This is a genomic window from Ekhidna sp. (genome assembly GCF_039960695.1).
In the GTDB taxonomy this organism is placed as follows: domain Bacteria; phylum Bacteroidota; class Bacteroidia; order Cytophagales; family Cyclobacteriaceae; genus Ekhidna.
On the sequence record NZ_JBDVKP010000011.1, the window covers coordinates 264541 to 281937 of the forward strand.

Annotated in this window: 15 protein-coding genes; 11 read left to right on the forward strand and 4 right to left on the reverse strand. The window is 40.9% G+C overall.

Going from position 1 to position 17397, the window contains the following annotated elements; all coding sequences use genetic code 11:
* Positions 1-48 precede the first annotated feature (48 nt).
* The 7 genes from ABJG98_RS07720 to ABJG98_RS07750 all read left to right on the forward strand — a co-directional run bounded on the left by ABJG98_RS07720 (position 49) and on the right by ABJG98_RS07750 (position 7149).
* Positions 49-1293 (forward strand): competence/damage-inducible protein A, encoded by a 1245-nt coding sequence (locus ABJG98_RS07720; protein WP_348278918.1) that lies wholly within the window; start codon positions 49-51, stop codon positions 1291-1293.
* 51 nt (positions 1294-1344) lie between these two features.
* On the forward strand, positions 1345-2664 hold the full coding sequence (locus ABJG98_RS07725; RefSeq protein WP_348278919.1) for a dihydrolipoamide acetyltransferase family protein: 1320 nt from the start codon (positions 1345-1347) through the stop codon (positions 2662-2664).
* A 9-nt stretch (positions 2665-2673) separates the two neighbouring features.
* The gene (locus tag ABJG98_RS07730) at positions 2674-3552 is read left to right on the forward strand and encodes a cation diffusion facilitator family transporter (protein ID WP_348278920.1); all 879 of its coding nucleotides are present in this window, start codon (positions 2674-2676) and stop codon (positions 3550-3552) included.
* Between the two features lie 10 nt (positions 3553-3562).
* On the forward strand, positions 3563-4498 hold the full coding sequence (locus ABJG98_RS07735) for a lipid A-modifier LpxR family protein (protein WP_348278921.1): 936 nt from the start codon (positions 3563-3565) through the stop codon (positions 4496-4498).
* A 149-nt stretch (positions 4499-4647) separates the two neighbouring features.
* Entirely contained in the window at positions 4648-6168 is a 1521-nt protein-coding gene (locus ABJG98_RS07740; RefSeq protein ID WP_348278922.1) for a bifunctional GNAT family N-acetyltransferase/carbon-nitrogen hydrolase family protein, read from the forward strand.
* Between the two features lie 82 nt (positions 6169-6250).
* Positions 6251-6673: a hypothetical protein gene (locus tag ABJG98_RS07745; RefSeq protein ID WP_348278923.1), complete on the forward strand. Its 423-nt coding sequence runs from the start codon at positions 6251-6253 to the stop codon at positions 6671-6673.
* Positions 6674-6693: 20 nt separating this feature from the next.
* Complete coding sequence (locus ABJG98_RS07750; RefSeq protein ID WP_348278924.1) at positions 6694-7149, forward strand: hypothetical protein; 456 nt, start codon at positions 6694-6696, stop codon at positions 7147-7149.
* Here ABJG98_RS07750 and surE read toward each other — a convergent pair.
* Genes surE through dnaG form a run of 4 tightly spaced genes read right to left on the reverse strand, consistent with a single transcriptional unit; the run spans position 7127 to position 11628 of the window.
* Positions 7127-7897, reverse strand: a complete 771-nt coding sequence (surE, locus tag ABJG98_RS07755; protein ID WP_348278925.1) for a 5'/3'-nucleotidase SurE — start codon at positions 7895-7897, stop codon at positions 7127-7129. The genes ABJG98_RS07750 and surE overlap by 23 nt on opposite strands.
* A 3-nt stretch (positions 7898-7900) precedes the next feature.
* A complete protein-coding gene (locus ABJG98_RS07760; protein ID WP_348278926.1) occupies positions 7901-8503 on the reverse strand; it encodes a hypothetical protein in 603 nt (200 codons plus the stop codon).
* A complete protein-coding gene (locus ABJG98_RS07765) occupies positions 8500-9699 on the reverse strand; it encodes a bifunctional 3,4-dihydroxy-2-butanone-4-phosphate synthase/GTP cyclohydrolase II (protein WP_348278927.1) in 1200 nt (399 codons plus the stop codon). The genes ABJG98_RS07760 and ABJG98_RS07765 overlap by 4 nt, the downstream gene beginning before the upstream one ends.
* A gap of 3 nt (positions 9700-9702) precedes the next feature.
* Positions 9703-11628: a DNA primase gene (gene dnaG, locus ABJG98_RS07770; RefSeq protein ID WP_348278928.1), complete on the reverse strand. Its 1926-nt coding sequence runs from the start codon at positions 11626-11628 to the stop codon at positions 9703-9705.
* A gap of 83 nt (positions 11629-11711) precedes the next feature.
* Here dnaG and ABJG98_RS07775 point away from each other — a divergent pair, with 83 nt between their 5' ends.
* Genes ABJG98_RS07775 through ABJG98_RS07790 form a run of 4 tightly spaced genes read left to right on the forward strand, consistent with a single transcriptional unit; the run spans position 11712 to position 17369 of the window.
* Positions 11712-13022, forward strand: a complete 1311-nt coding sequence (locus ABJG98_RS07775; RefSeq protein WP_348278929.1) for a hypothetical protein — start codon at positions 11712-11714, stop codon at positions 13020-13022.
* 29 nt (positions 13023-13051) lie between these two features.
* A complete protein-coding gene (locus tag ABJG98_RS07780; RefSeq protein ID WP_348278930.1) occupies positions 13052-14146 on the forward strand; it encodes an Mrp/NBP35 family ATP-binding protein in 1095 nt (364 codons plus the stop codon).
* Positions 14147-14149: 3 nt separating this feature from the next.
* On the forward strand, positions 14150-14428 hold the full coding sequence (locus ABJG98_RS07785) for a NifU family protein (RefSeq protein WP_348278931.1): 279 nt from the start codon (positions 14150-14152) through the stop codon (positions 14426-14428).
* Positions 14370-17369, forward strand: coding sequence for a choice-of-anchor J domain-containing protein (locus ABJG98_RS07790; RefSeq protein ID WP_348278932.1), 3000 nt, complete (start codon positions 14370-14372; stop codon positions 17367-17369). Before ABJG98_RS07785 ends, ABJG98_RS07790 begins: the two co-directional genes overlap by 59 nt.
* Positions 17370-17397: the final 28 nt, after the last annotated feature.

Genomic DNA, 17397 nt, shown 5'->3' on the forward strand with positions numbered 1-17397 from the left:
CCTAAATAATAAGGTGAATTTTTTATTCACAGAAATACCCCAAAAAGCATGCCTGCGAAAGCAATTATTATATCTATCGGTGACGAAATTTTATATGGTCAGACCTTAGACACAAACTCTCATTGGATAAGTGGTGAACTTGACAACCTTGGTGTCCGAGTATTAAAAAAAGTTACCATCAGCGATGCCAGAGAAACCATTTTATACAACCTCCAGGAAGCTGAAAAAAACGCTGATATAGTTTTGATTACTGGCGGTCTCGGGCCTACAAGTGACGACTTGACTAAGCCTTGCCTAGCGGAATACTTCGGCACACAACTGGTGAGAAACGAAGAAGCATTTGCAAACATTAAAGCGATCTTCGAAAAAGCTGGCTGGGAAATGAATGAATCGAATGAGCAGCAGGCCGATTTACCAGCCAACTGTACGGCAATTAAAAACCCCATTGGGACCGCTTCAGGAATGTGGTTCGATTCAAATGATAAGGTAATTGTTTCCATGCCAGGCGTGCCTTTCGAAATGAAGCACATGATGAAAGAAACTGTTTTACCGAGACTGAAAAAGCAATTTGTTGAGGACGGAATCTATCATCGAATGATTCGAACAATTGGTATCGGTGAATCGAAGTTGGCAGAAATTATTAAGGATTGGGAGAATAAACTTCCTGAAGAAATTAAACTGGCATATTTACCTACATTGGGAGCTGTAAAGCTTAGGCTTACAACAGATAATGATAGTGCCCAGACAAAAAAGCAAATTCAGAATCTAATCGATCAAGTACTCCCACTTATTGAAAAGTATGTATACGGATTTGATGATGAAGAAGTGCCAGAAGCCATTGGTAGAATTTTAAGAGAAAAGAGCCAAACACTTGCTATAGCAGAAAGTTGTACGGGTGGTTACTTATCGCATGTGGTTACTTCTGTGCCTGGAAGTTCCGGGTGGTTCAGAGGTTCGATGATTCCATACTCCAATGACCTGAAAAGAGATTTATTGGCAGTAGATCAAAAAATCCTTGATGCAGAAGGGGCTGTCAGTGAGGCTGTTGTTTTAGCTTTGGCTGAAAATATAAGGAAATCGCTAAAAGCAGATGTTGGTATTTCTGTTAGTGGTATAGCCGGGCCGGATGGTGGAAGTGAGGAAAAACCTGTAGGGACGGTCTGGATTGGCTACTCTGACAAGAATAAATCGGTTGCAAAGAAATTCCGTTTTATCAGAAACAGAGAGATCAATATCAAATACAGCGCGATTGCTGCCTTAAACATGATTAGAATAAACTTAGATAAGGATTGACAAAATTATTATCTTTGAGAGCGAAATAAACAACCTAAAACAGAATATAATATGGCAACTGTAGAAATGGTCATGCCTAAAATGGGCGAAAGTGTGATGGAGGGAACCGTGCTTGCATGGTTAAAGAATGTAGGTGATACGATTGAAGAAGATGAGTCAATCCTAGAGGTGGCTACTGACAAGGTTGACACTGAGATACCTGCAACGCATGCAGGAGTACTTAAAGAGGTAATGGCCCAGGAAGGTGATGTGATAGAGGTAGGAAAGCCAATTGCGATAATTGAAATCGACGGAGAAGCAGGAGGCTCAACCCCAACTCCAGAGGAAGCTCCAAAAGCAAATAATCCAGTTGAAAAAGCTGAAGAAATATTGGAAACTGCCATAAGCACAGCTTCTGCAAGTAATGGTACAGCTGTTCCACGTACTTCCAACTCAGGGAAATTCTTTTCACCTCTTGTGAGAAGTATTGCAAAGGAAGAGGGAATTTCCGTTGCCGAACTAGAAACAATCGATGGTTCAGGCAAAGAAGGAAGAGTAACTAAAAATGACATCCTTGATTATGTAAGGACCAGAAAGTCTGGTGGTACCTCAACATCCATCCCTACTGCAGCCCCAGTTATGCCATCTGCATCACATCAGCCCATGCCAGTTGCTGTTGATGGTGGAGACGAAATCATCGAAATGGACAGAATGCGCAAGATGATTGCCGAACGTATGGTAGCGTCTAAACATATCTCTCCTCATGTAACCTCATTTGTCGAGGCTGACGTCACTAAGGTAGTAGCCTGGAGAAACAAAACGAAAAACGAATTCTTTAATAGAGAAGGTGAAAAACTAACCTTCACTCCTATTCTTATTGAAGCCATAGTACGTGCCATCAAGGATTTCCCTATGATCAACGTGCAGATAGATGGAAGCAATATTGTTAAGAAAAGGGCAATCAATATAGGAATGGCTACTGCGCTTCCTTCTGGAAATTTAATTGTTCCTGTTATCCACAATGCAGATCAGCTTAGTCTTGTAGGCATTACCAAAAAAGTGAATGACCTGGCAAAAAGAGCTAGAGAAAACAAGCTTAAACCAGATGAACTTCAGGGTGGCACATACACTGTTTCCAATGTTGGATCATTTGGGAATGTGATGGGAACCCCAATTATCATGCAGCCACAAGTGGCCATTATGGCGCTTGGAGCAATTCAGAAAAAGCCATCGGTTGTAGAGACACCTGAAGGTGATATGATTGGTATCCGTAGCAAAATGTTTCTTTCTCACAGCTATGATCATCGCGTAGTGGATGGAGCACTCGGAGGTATGTTTGTTAGAAAAGTAGCAGACTATCTTGAGGAGTACGATCTAAACAGAGGTATTTAATATAAGTAAGTGGGGCACTCGCACCACCATCACGATCATTCTGAAGGCAACATCAAAGTTGCCTTCTTTCTTAACCTCGGTTTTGCAATAATTGAGTTTATCGGTGGATTATGGACGAATAGTGTAGCAATCTTATCAGATTCACTCCATGATTTGGGCGACAGTCTTACACTTGGTGTATCCTGGTATTTCGCCAAGGTCGCAAAGAAAGATCGCAATCAAAGTTTTTCGTATGGCTACAAACGATTCTCCGTCCTTGGAGCATTGATAAATTCAATTGTACTTGTAACAGGTTCTGTCTTTATCATCATTGAAGCTATACCTAGACTATTTTCACCGGTAAATCCGAATACCGAAGGGATGATCTACCTTGCTATAGGTGGAATCATTGTAAACGGAGCCGCAGCGTTTAAATTGAGTAAAGGAGGTAGTCTGAATGAAAAGACTGTTTTTACGCATCTACTGGAAGACATCCTTGGGTGGGTAGCAGTACTCATCGGAGCAATAGTGATGCACTTTTGGGATTTCCCAATTATTGACCCTGTCTTGTCCGTCCTAATAGCAACATTTATTCTTTTTAATGTTTACAAAAACCTGAAGGAAAGCTTCAGAATCATCCTCCAGGGAACCCCCTCCAATATCAACATCAAGAAAATACATGAGGTAATTATTGATATTCCAAAAGTCCTTGATGTACATGATTGTCATACCTGGTCAATGGATGGCGAATATCACATCCTCTCAATTCATCTGGTCATTGAAGATAACCTTCAGCTATCTGAACTAGAAAGCATCAAAAAGGAAACAAAGACACGAGTTTCTAAGCTAGGTATCAACCACACGACCATTGAGTTCGAAACTTTGAACGAAAACTGTGATCCTTGCTAATTTCGTAGTAATGAGATTCTTAATCATCATTGTTTTCATATCGACTGCCAGTTTGGGATTCAGCCAAAAAAAGTTTCTCACGCGTGAACTCCAGGTGGAAAATGATAATGACGCCTACACATTAAATCTGACCAGAGACCAATACTATAGCAATGGTGTAGCCATCCGGTATCGATCACTTACCGACTCCTCAAGGTGGAAGTCAGTAGTAAGCAAAGTAATCAGGTCTTATGATCTCAATCATAGAATCTACAGCCCAAGGCATTTATTCTGGGAAAATGTCGAAGACATGGACAGGCCCTACGCGGGACAAATCACGCTTGCGGCCTCCAACGAATATTATTATGTAAAAGGTGCATATTTAAAAGCCAAGTTAGAACTCGGCTGGATGGGTCCGTCCTTGCGAACGGGAGATTTACAATACGAATGGCATAAAACATTTGGCATGCAGCTTCCTTTAGGATGGGATTACGAAATCAACAATGCCCCGATCGTAAATACGTATGGGACCTACGCAGTGACATTAGCCACAGGTAAAGACCTGGATCTATTCAGCGAATCCAACCTGGCATTGGGCACTACCTTCACACACATGAGACAAGAGTTTACCATAAGAGTTGGGACATTCAAGCCCATCCAACACTCCACCCATTACAATGGAGTCTTAGGCATCGAAAACAAGGAACCTGGAAATCATGAATTCTATTTTTTTATAAGTCCTGGCGTTGAATATGCTGCATACAATGCAACTATCGAGGGCAACCTTATCGGTAAAGAATCTATTTACACCGAAATTCGAGAGCCCTTAATTTTTCAAATGAGAGCAGGAATTATGGCAAGCTGGACCAAGTTCGATTTTGCTCTTCTTTATTACCGCAGAACTAAAGAGACCACAGAGGCTACTTATCACAAGTATGTCGGTATTCGCATGAATCAACGATTCTAAACTGCTAGTAAAACCCAATCTTCTAACCAGATTTTCTCATCGCGAGATAAACAAAGTTGTATGGAAGGAAACGGAGTATGTTTGAAAAATTAAGCGTGATGAATAAAATTCTAATCTAAACATCCCTCCAAGCATCCTACATTTGCGGCATGCAAGAAATAGATAACATAGAGCTTACTTACTTAAGCTTGAAAGATTATCAAGAGCTCAAAAAAGCAATGATAGCCTCCTATCAAAAGGTTGAAGACAATTACTGGGAGAAACATGAAATTGAGAAACTCATCACGCTTTTTCCTGAAGGACAGGTAGTGATAAAAGTCAATGGAGAACTTGCCGGTTGTGCCTTATCGTTAATTGTTAAGAGTAGTCTTGCACAAAAAAAACATACCTACAAGCAGATCACAGGAGATTATACATTCAGTACACATGATAAAGATGGAGACATGCTTTATGGTGTGGATTTGTTTATTAAACCTGAATTCAGAGGCTTAAGACTAGGTAGGCGACTGTATGACTATCGCAAAGAGCTTTGCGAGCGAATGAATATGCGGGGAATCGCCTTTGGCGGACGAATCCCTAACTACCACAGACATTCCGATGAATTGACGCCCCGTCAATACATTGATAAGGTGAAGAAAAAGGAAATTGAAGATCCGGTTCTCAATTTCCAATTAAACAATGACTTTCACGTGAGTAAGATTCTGAAAGGCTACCTGGCTGGCGATGAAGAATCGAAAGAATATGCTGTATTACTCGAGTGGGACAATATCTACTTTGAAGAGGAAAATGATCAAGCAAGCTCTATAAAGAGAGTGGTAAGGCTAGGTCTTATTCAATGGCAAATGCGATCTTACAAAGGGCTGGATGATGTGATGCAACAGGCGGAATATTTTATCGATGCAGTTTCTGACTATCGCTCTGACTTTGCTTTGTTTCCTGAATTTTTCAATGCACCTCTAATGGCTGAAAATAATCACATGTCAGAGCCTGATGCCATTAGAGAGTTGGCTAAGCATACGCAAGAAATAGTGACAAGATTCTCACGCCTAGCCGTTTCCTACAATATCAACATCATTACAGGAAGCATGCCGGAAATACTAAATGATCGCCTTTACAATGTAGGATATCTCTGCCGAAGAGATGGTTCTGTTGAGCGCTACGAGAAACTGCATGTAACTCCAGATGAATCTAAAATTTGGGGAATGGAAGGCGGAAAGAAACTTCAAACCTTTGAGACTGACTGTGGTAAAATCGGCGTTTTGATTTGCTACGATGTAGAGTTTCCTGAATTAAGCCGACTGTTAGCCGATGAGAAAATGGATATTTTGTTTGTCCCATTTCTTACAGATACCCAAAATGGATACTCACGTGTAAGAAACTGCTCACAGGCTCGTGCCATTGAAAATGAATGTTATGTGGCTATTGCTGGAAGCGTTGGCAACCTACCAAACGTTCACAACATGGACATTCAATTTGCACAATCGATGGTCTTCACTCCGTGTGACTTTGCATTTCCTACCAATGGAATCAAAGCTGAAGCTACTCCAAATACCGAAATGATTCTAATAGCTGACGTGGACGTAGATGATCTTAGAGAGCTGCATGAATTTGGAAGTGTCAATAATCTGAAGGATCGAAGAAAAGACGTCTACGAACTAAAGAAACGTTAATTAGGATTTTATATTTTCAAACAATTTTTAGGGGTTTTTACCAAGGAATATTACTTATCTATAACTAACCAATTCCTATCTCATGTTAAAAATAAGCCTCTTTTTACTCACTATAAGTCTGTCTTTATCATCATTATCACAGTATACGCAATCTTTAGATGGATTGAACAGAAAAGAGATACGAAAACTTATAATAAATCAAGATGACTCCAAAAAAGCGAATAACTTGATGGAGCTGCATCAAGGAGCAAAGTTTTTCTCAGTTATTGGATATACGATTGGGGTATTCGCTATAGCCTCTGGAGAAGCACCAAAAAATGATCAGGAAGTAAACCTTGCAGGCCTACTAGGTGCTGTGTTTATCGGATCGGCACTTGTATTTACAATAATCTCAGAAACCGCATATTTCCATTCGGTTAAAGCGTATAGGAAGACATTACCGTCAATTCCATCTTCAAAAGTATTTATAAGAGACAGCAGAGAAATTTACGATTCTATCTATTAACACCTAATAATTCATAGACAATGAAAGTACTGCTCACCACCATCATCACATGCGCAATGACATTCTCACTATTGGCTCAAGGGAAGTCAGACTTTAACAGCATGAGTGCTCCTGAAATTCGCACATTTCTATTAAATCAGGATGACTCTAAAACCGCTAAAACACTCACAGAAAAACACAATACTTCGCGAATCAGTGCATTCAGCTTTTTCGCTGCTTCTGTAATACTGGGTATTGCCTCTGGGGGAGCCAAAAACCCGGATAAAGACAACAATGCAAGTATTCAGCTTGCTGCGTATTCAGGCATTAGTTTTTTCATTGCTGGTGCCTGTGGCATTGCCGCTAGTGAAAGGCTAAAAAAAGCTAAAAATGCGTATCTAACGACAAATGTCAGTTCAGAAAACGACACTTCATTTCATATCAGAAATGATGCTGTTATTTTGGCATCAATCTTTAAATATTCCAGGCCTCGTTGAGTTGTGAAATGGCGTGATGACCCGTCATATCAAATTGGCATGGAACAATGGATACGTAGTTATTCGATAATGCCCACTCATCGTTATCCTCGCCTTTGTCGTGGTTAACAAAGTTACCAACCATCCAAAAGTAGGTACGCCCGTATGGATCTTTACGTTCATCAAAATCTTCTTCCCAGTTGGCATTTGCCTGGCGGCAAACTTTCATTCCTTTTATTGATTCTTTCTGACGTGCTGGGAAATTCACATTGAGTGCTATCCCTTTTGGAATTCCATTTTTCAACGCCTCTTCTGTCACTTTTTTGATGTATTCATCTGTGTGATCCATATCTGCCGAAGGATCATAATCACAAAGTGAAAATCCGATGGAAGGGACGCCCTCAATTGCACCTTCAATTGCCGCGCTCATGGTACCAGAGTATAGCACACTTATGGAGCTGTTGCTTCCGTGGTTTACACCAGAGACCACCAAATCTATCTGACGCCCTTTTAGCACATAATGTTTAGCAAGTTTGATGCAATCTGCCGGAGTACCACTGCACTCATATGCTTCAATCTCACCAAACAAATCATTTTTTGTTAATCTAAGCGTATCTCCAACTGTTATCGCATGTCCCATGCCGGATTGTGGGCTATCAGGAGCTACAACAATAACCTCCCCCAATTCTTTTACCACATTTACTAATTTTCGAATGCCTCGGGAGGTAATACCATCATCATTGCTTACGAGAATAAGAGGTTTTGTCATGTTTTAGATTGAGTTATAAAAAGAAGTTATACGTACCAAATCGGCCATTTCGTCTGTATCTAATTTGTTATCCTTGATGAATTTTTTTACAGCCGATTGTTTCTTAATCATGAGTGTCAGCAAATCCTTTTTTCTTCCACTGTAGTAGCTGATTTCGCCTTTATTATTCATAAAGTAGAAAGTATATTGAATAACCAATCGTGTGCTGTTCCCACCACCCCAATAGGCGGAAGAACTATTCACCGTCTGACTTACGATGTGTTCACGTGCCATCAATGATAACTTTCCTTCGTATACCAACTCAAAAAATACAGGAATTTTATAGTCTATATTCACTGTGTACGGAATGCTATAAAATTGTCGATAGTTGTTTAGTATCGAATCAAAGATTTCAAAATAAAACACCTTGTGACTTGAAAATGACTTGGTTTTCCCTTTATAAACTACCGTCAGAATATTAGCATCTAAATCATACTTTAGATCCCCTTTGATCGTGTCTTTCTCGGTGGTCACCATGAAGCCTTGATGAAAAACATCCGATGAGAATGTTTGTGCAGACAGGCCTAGGGTGCCAATAGTTAAAAGAAAAATGAATAAATATCTCATTTCAAAATTTCGTGTCCTAGTTTATCTCTTTTAGTTTCCAGATACTTTTGATTGTGCTGGTTGGGTGCTATCTCTATTCCAATATTTTCTACAATTTCCAAGCCATATCCCATCAACCCCACTCTCTTCTTGGGATTATTTGTGATGAGTCTGAGCTTAGTGATACCAAGTTTTCTTAGAATCTGAGCTCCAACTCCATAGTCTCGTTGATCTGATTTAAAGCCCAATTCAAGGTTAGCCTCAACAGTATCTTTTCCCTCTTCCTGAAGTTTGTATGCCTTCAGTTTATTCATTAGGCCGATTCCACGTCCTTCCTGATTCATGTAGAGCACTACACCTTTTCCTTCTTCCTCCACCATTTTCATTGCTCCATGCAGCTGACCTCCACAGTCGCATCGGCACGAGCCAAAGATATCGCCTGTCACACAAGAGCTGTGCACACGAACCATTACTGGTTCATCTTTTTTCCAGGTTCCTTTCACCAATGCTAAGTGCTCCTCCCCTGTATTGATCTGCTTAAAAGCTTTCAATTGAAAATCACCCCAATTCGTTGGCATCTTCACTTCTATCTGCTCCTCCACCATCGATTCCTTATCCATTCTATATTCAATAAGATCAGCAATGGAAACAAGCTTCAATCCAAATTTATTTGCAATTTCCCTGCAGTCAGGAAGTCTGGCCATGGTTCCATCATCTTTGAGAATTTCTACTAAAACTCCTCCTGGCGTAAGTCCCGCCAGTCTGGAGAAATCGACGGCTGCTTCAGTATGTCCAGCGCGCCTCAATACGCCGCCCTGCTTTGCTTTCAACGGAAAGATGTGTCCAGGCCTTCCTAGATCTTTCGGCCTGGTATCTTCATTCACCAACGCCTGAATGGTTTTTGCACGATCCGAAGTAGAAATTCCTGTGGAAGTTCCGTGGCCTATTAAATCCACAGATACAGTAAATGGTGTTTCGTAAGTGGCTGTATTTTTCCCAACCATGAGATCTAAGTCCAGCTCTTTACACCTATCCTCAAGCAGTGAAGCACAAATCAGGCCTCTACCTTCTTTTGACATGAAGTTGATAATGTCCGGTGTTACCTTCTCAGCTGCGCAAATGAAGTCACCCTCATTCTCTCTGTCCTCATCATCTACTACGATGATCACTTCTCCATTCTTAATAGCCTCAATGGCCTCTTCTATTTTATCAAGCATTACTTATCCTACTAATACGTTTCCTAATATTTTGGCGATCTCTACCGATACCTTCTTCAACTCATTTATGTCATCCAAAAGTTCATCGACTTGAGCTTCATTTGTTGTGTGCTTTAGTTTTTCTGTTTCCTCCTGAATCAATTGCTGAACAATTCTGAACTTTAATCGAAGTACATTGGTGTAAGTGACATCCTTTAAAAACTCTGTCTCCCGAGGTACATGAATCTGATATTTTTCACTCCAATTCTCACTAAGCTCGTATTTATCAGCGCTGAGATCGATGACTGTTTTCCTCACTTCTTCATCTTCATGATTTAACAGAAATTCACCATCAATCACTTCACCTTCTCTCAGCTTTTCCTGGAACACCTCCACGATTTTTCTGTACGTCTCATTGGTAAACTGAATTTCATCCGCTTCGTTCAGAAAATAATCGATTAAATACTGATCTTGAAGTTCTCTTGTTTGAATCTTATTCTTTCCATAGTTGACCAGTACTCTCACGCTTTCCCGCTCCTGAAATTCGATAATCTTACTGATATCAAGATTATCTACCATCTCTTCCTCCATTGGGAATGGAGGCATCTCCATCGGCACTGGTGGTTCGTCTCGCCTTTGCCCTTTTCTATTCTCAATCAGAATCTTATTCTGTTCTGCAATCAAAACAGATTCAGCTATTCCCAATAGATCGCTGCATTCTTTGATATAGACCGTCCGCTTTAACGGATCATTGATCTTCGTGATACTGGATACGATATCCTTAATAACACCTGCCTTTTTTACGGGATCATTACCTGTCTCATCAAGTAGTACTTTGGTCTTAAAGCGGATGATGTCTTGTGCTTCTTCAGCGACATAGTCTCTGAAGCCTGCAGCTCCCAGCTGTCTCGCATAGCTATCCGGATCTTCACCATCAGGAAGAGCCACGGCCTTAACATTTAGATCACCCTCCAACAGCAAATCTATTCCACGCATGGAGGCTTTGATACCAGCCTGATCACCGTCAAAGATCACAGTGACATTCTCCGTATACCTTCGAATCAGCTTCACTTGGTCCTCAGTTAATGCTGTTCCCGAGGAGGAAACAACATTTTCTATTCCGGCCTGATGCATGGAAATTACATCTGTATAGCCTTCTACCAGGTAGCAGTTATCCTCTTTTCGAATGGCATTCTTGCCCTGATACATGCCGTAGAGTACCTTGCTCTTGAAGTAGAGTTCAGTCTCCGGGCTATTGATGTATTTGGCAGACTTATCCGTGCTGGAAAGCTTTCGTCCTCCAAAGGCGATGGTTTTCCCGGACACATTATGGATCGGGAACATCACCCTGCTACGGAAACGATCATAGGTCTTTCCTTCCTTATCAATGATCAATCCGGCCTCAGCAAGTAGTTCTTTTTTATATCCTTTGTTTGTTGCCTCATTCAGCAAACCATCCCAAAGTTCTTTAGAGTAGCCTAGTTCAAATTTCTTGACAGTTTCATCTGTGAAGCCACGCTCTTTGAAGTAAGACAATCCAATTGATTTGCCTTCATCTGAAGAGTGAAGTACTTCTTCGAAGTACTCCTTGGCAAAATTGAGAACTATATAGAGGCTTTCACGTTTGTTTTGAGCGATTAAGGCCTCATCGGATTGCTCCTCTTCTTTAACCTCTATTCCGTACTTGCCAGCCAGATATTTTAAAGCTTCTACGTAGCTTAAACCATCTACCTCCATTACAAATGTGATTGCATCTCCACCTTTCCCAGAACTAAAGTCTTTGAAGATGCCTTTTGATGGAACGACGTAAAAAGATGGAGTCTTCTCGTTAGTAAACGGGCTCAGCGCTTTATAGCTTGATCCAGATCGCTTCAAGGTAACAAAGTCACCCACCACCTCGACAATGTCGATTCGGTTCTTGATTTCTTCGATTGTAGAAGGTTGGATCATAATAAAAATTGGAATGCAAAATTACCTGATAAAAAGGATACTAAATCATCAGTATTTCATTCTACATTTAAAGAAAAAAATCAATGCCAAAGCAAACCGCAAATCCAGTCAACATTCTCTTTGTTTCTATCTCTGGCTTAATAAGCGATATAGCCTGGCTATGCAAGCAGGAAGGACATCAGGTCAAGTATTTTATTGAAGAAGAAAGTGAAAAAGAAATAGGGAATGGATTTATCGAAAAAGTTGATGATTGGGAAGCAGAAGTAGACTGGGCTGATCTAATCGTGTTTGATGATGTCCTAGGTCAAGGGGAGAAGGCACAAAAATTAAGGGAGCAAGGTAAGTATGTAGTCGGAGGTACTGCGTACACGGACAAGCTTGAAGATGATCGATCGTTTGGTCAGAGTGAGCTTAAAAAGCACAAGGTTAATATCCTCAACTATCATGAGTTTGATTCTTTCGATGCAGGTATCGAACACATCAAAGCTAATCCTGGTAAATACGTTCTGAAACCTAGTGGAGAAGCCCAAAACATCAAAAGGCTACTTTTTGTAGGGATAGAAGATGATGGTAGTGATGTGCTCCGAATATTAAGCGCTTATAAAAACGCGTGGAGCGATGAAGTCAAAATCTATCAACTACAGAAGAAAGTAGATACGGGAGTGGAAGTGGGCGTCGGCGCATTTTTTAATGGCAAGGAATTTATCTACCCTATCAACATCAACTTTGAGCATAAAAAGCTTTTCCCAGGTGAATTGGGCGTTGCTACTGGAGAAATGGGTACCAGCATGTTTTGGAGTGGTCCCAATAAGATTTTCAATTCTACCTTGAAAAAAATGGAACCCACCTTAGCGACAGAAGGATATGTCGGATATATAGACGTAAACTGCATCGTGAACAGCAATGGCATTTATCCATTAGAGTTTACCTCTCGTTTTGGATATCCTACCATTTCAATACAAGCGGATGGCATGCTCAATCCGATCGGAGATTTCTTTTATCAACTTGCAAAAGGTGAAAAAATAAATCTCAAAACAAAAAGTGGTTTTCAAGTTGGCGCTCGGGTAGTTGTCCCACCGTTTCCTTATAAGGATCCAAAAACATTTGAGGCCTTTTCAAAAGACGCGGCAATAGTTTTCAAGAAGCCCGTGACGGAAGGCATCCATATTGAAGATGTGAAAATGGTAAATAATGAATGGCTAATAACCGGTGGCAGTGGAGTAGCCCTAATCGTGACTGGAATGGGACTAACGATGAAGCAAGCTCAGCAACAGCTTTATACGCGAATCAAAAATATCATGATTCCTAACATGTACTACCGAACTGATATTGGCAATCGTTGGTTTGAAGATAGTGACAAGTTGCATGCCTGGGGATATCTCAGGGAAAATTAATGCGCAATAAATCTTAACTTGCGCCACGAATGGAATTGACGAAGGAAAACCTATTAAAAGCCCTCAGTGAAGTCATCGATCCTGACTTGAAAAAGGATTTAGTGACACTGGGTATGATTCAAAATATCCACATTGATGGAAACAAGGCTGCATTTGACGTAGTGCTTACAACACCAGCTTGTCCTCTGAAGGAAGTCATCAAAAAGGATTGTGAAGATAAAATCTCTAAGCACCTGGGAGAGCATTTAAAACTGGTCATAAATATGACCTCAAATGTGACTACCAAACGTGATGAAGGCCCTGTGTTGCCTGGTGTTAAAAATATCATTGCTATATCCTCAGGAAAAGGTGGAGTTGGGAAGTCTACCATAGCATCTAATTTGGCTGTTGCGCTAGCTAGATCAGGCGCAGATGTGGGAATAATCGATGCGGACATCTATGGTCCATCCATCCCAACCATGTTTAATTGCGAATTTGAGCAGCCAGGTATTGTAGAAGAAGATGGTAAAAACAAAATTGTACCTATTCAGCAATACGGCGTGAAGCTGCTTTCTATTGGTTTTCTTACCAATAGCGAAGATGCCGTTGTTTGGAGAGGACCTATGGCTAGCTCAGCGTTGAGGCAATTTATTACTGACGCAAAGTGGGGAGACTTGGATTATCTACTTATTGATCTTCCTCCAGGCACGAGCGACATTCACTTGACATTGGTGCAGGCGGTACCTGTAACTGGAGCCTTGGTTGTAACTACTCCGCAGAAGGTGGCTCTAGCAGATGCTCAGAAGGGTATTTCCATGTTTAAACAACCACAAATCAATGTCCCGATTCTAGGTTTAGTAGAGAATATGGCTTGGTTTACGCCTGAAGAACTTCCTGATAATAAATACTTTATCTTTGGAGAAGGTGGTGGAAAAAAGCTGGCTGAAAAGAATAAAGTTGAACTTTTAGGTCACATACCAATTGTTCAATCCATACGAGAGAGCGGAGATAGTGGGTATCCGGCGGCCATGAAAGATGGTGAAATCGCTGAGTCCTTTAAGCAGCTTGCAGAGAGCGTTGCACAGCAAGTAGCGATAAGAAACGCAACACAGACAGAGACTAAAAAAGTAGAAGTGACCGTTTAGCATATGTCAGAACTAGTAGAAAAAGTAGAAAAAGCTTTAAACAACATCCGGCCTTATCTTGAGGCTGATGGTGGCGATGTGAAAGTTTTAGAGGTAGATAAGGATATGAATGTTATTCTAGAACTGATGGGTAACTGCGGTTCATGTCCCATGTCTACAATGACGTTGAAAGCTGGAGTAGAAGAGGCGATAAAACGTGAAGTGCCCGAAATTAAAAGCGTGCATGCCGTTAATATCACAACTCCGGACGATCCAAATGCCAAACTTCCATTCGCAAACTAATGGACCCATGCGAAGTGGGTTATTCTTTTTTCTCCTTTCACTTTTATTCAGTATCCATGCTCAGGAGCGCTGTGGAACTATAGCTCCAGCCACTAGTGCTTTCGAAAATTGGATGAGCACCAAAATATCCGAACGAGAAAATCAGGCAAAAAGCCCTTTCGCTACCCTATATCAAATCCCAGTTGTTGTTCATGTATTTCACAAAGGTGAGCCTGTTGGTGTTGGTGTTAATTTATCTGAAGACCGTATAAAAGAGCAAATAGATTCCTTAACTGCGGACTTCAGGCGTATGAATGCGGATGCTGCCAACACTCCATCCGAATTTCTACCTGTAGCTGCTGATATTGAGGTGGAGTTCTTGTTAGCCAAACAAGACCCTGCTGGTAATCCCACCAATGGAATTGTTAGGCTCCAAGGGTCGCGCGACGTGTATCGAGCCAACTCACATCGGCCGCTGATGAGATCTGAAAGCTATTGGCCAGCAGAGCATTACCTAAATATTTTCGTAGTGGACTTACAAACGTTTATTGGCTACGCTTCTTTTCCTATTATTGATTTGGAGGGTATTACCAACAACAGCGACGATTATGCCTTCGATGGCGTCCTTGTAGACTTTGAATACTTCGGTGTCAACTTATCCACCCCCACTTTTGATAGCTATGGGCGTACACTGACGCATGAAGTAGGTCATTGGCTTGGGTTGAGACACATTTGGGGTGATGGTAACTGTGCTGCAGATGATTTTGTGGATGATACCCCTTTGGCCAATACGGATAATGGAGATTACACTTCCCCATGTACCTTTCCTAATCCGGACGATAATGAGGTTTGTGTAGTTGGCGAGCCAGAAATGTTTCAAAACTATATGGACTACACCGATGATATCTGTATGAATCTATTTACCAATGGTCAGAAAACACGGATGCGTACCGTGATGGAAAATGCAGTCAACAGACTCTCTTTAACTACTTCACCTGGGCTCACAGAGCCAGCCAAATTTGCTGATGACCTTGCTGCAGTAGACATTATTAGCCCGGAGTACGCTCAATGCGAATCCAGCGTAATACCAATCGTCAGGGTTGAAAATCATGGGACAACTGTTGTCACATCCTATGATGTACAACTTTATCTTGATGGTAGTCCAAATGGTAGTGCACAAAATGTAACTACTTCCCTTGCTCCGTTATCTTCAGATACTGTTGCATTTTCAGCTAAAGCAATATCAAGTACGCCTTCATCTGTTTCATTCGAAATTATAAACGTAAATGGAGGTACTGATGGCAATACCAGCAACAACTTAATTACCAGAAATATATCTGCCACTAATTCAATGAACCTTCCATTCATTGAAAGTTTTGAAGGAACACCTGATGTACTTGGAACCTATGGCGTATTATTTCCATGGGAAGTAGCAAACGCTCCAAAAACTACTCCTTCTAATCAAGCATTTATATTCAAAGCCCATGACAATACTGAGTGGTTTGGTGAAACTGCCATTTTTAAAACGCCCATTTTTGATCTGACAGGTCTGCCTTCAGGGGACTTACTTTTTAGCTATGCACATGCAAACCCGTTAAATACATTTTATGATGGGCTTATGGTGAAAGCCAGCATAGATTGTGGTGAAACATTTCCAGATCTAATCTTTTCTAGTTTTGGTCCCAATCTCGCCACCGCGCCAGAAGCAGATACTTATTTCGTTCCTGCAAATCAATTGGAATGGATTGATACACTGCTCAGCATTACAGAGTATAGAGATATTGATGGTGTCCAATTTGCCTTCATTGGCATTAATGGCAGTGGAAACAATATTTACGTCGATGATATTCAGGTAGTCGAAACCAATCTTTTTGAAAACGACATCATACCTACCAACTTAAATGCACCTCTGATTACTTGTGCTGAGACTTCTGAACTAGACCTGAGGATTAGGAATGTTGGCTCACAGATCATCACTTCATTTGAGGTGAAATATCATGTAAATGGTGACACTACATTAACCAGTTTTTCCGGGCTAAGCATTTCATCAAAAGATTATGCAACTGTCTCTATAAATGCTAACAACCTCAATGAGGGTGAAAATAACGTTGGTGCCGAAATTACACTTGTCAATGGCGTCTCTGATGAATCAGTAATCGATAATTCAATACAGATTATGCTTAATAGAAATGTGATTGAGGACAATTATCCGCTCAATGTTGATTTTGAGTCTACTGACAATTGGAGTTTAACCAGCACTGGCTCAAACATATTGTTTGAAAGGGCTCAATCATTCTCAAATGGAGTCTTGCGTGCGAATGGATTTGGAGCAACTGAGCTAGGCAAGTCCAGCTGGTTTATAAGCCCTAAACTAAATACAGGTGGCCTGGACAGTGCAGGATTATATTTCAAAGCATCCTATGCCTCCAGTCCAGGGTTTAATGACCGACTGCAGGTATTATTATCTACAGATTGTGGAGAATCCTATCCAACAATACTGCTCGATGCTGACTCAGACTCGCTTGCTGTTATATCTACTTCAGAGCAATGGACACCATTGACAGATGACGATTGGAATGAATATCGTCTTGATTTGTCTCATTCGTTTTTCTTTGATGAAAACATTCGAATCGCTTTTGTATTCACACCTGGGGGCGGGAATGATCTTTACATTGATGATATCAGTATAAGAGGAAATGAAGTGCCTACTTATGAAAATCTAACGAGGGTTTTCCCAAACCCAGCTATAACCAGGTTTAATGTTGGCCTTAATCTTCCGCAAAAGGAGTCAGTCACCATCCGAATCATCGATATTAGCGGACGGATCGTATTTGAAGAGCAAATTGAAAATGCCTTAAACCAAATACTTGAATACCAAGCTCCAAGTCAGGAAGGGTTATATTTTATTAATGTGGAAGGCAGTCAATTCAGCACCTCTCAAAAACTGTTTATTAGTCGCTAATTGATTAGGTTTATCCCTTCATTTTAAA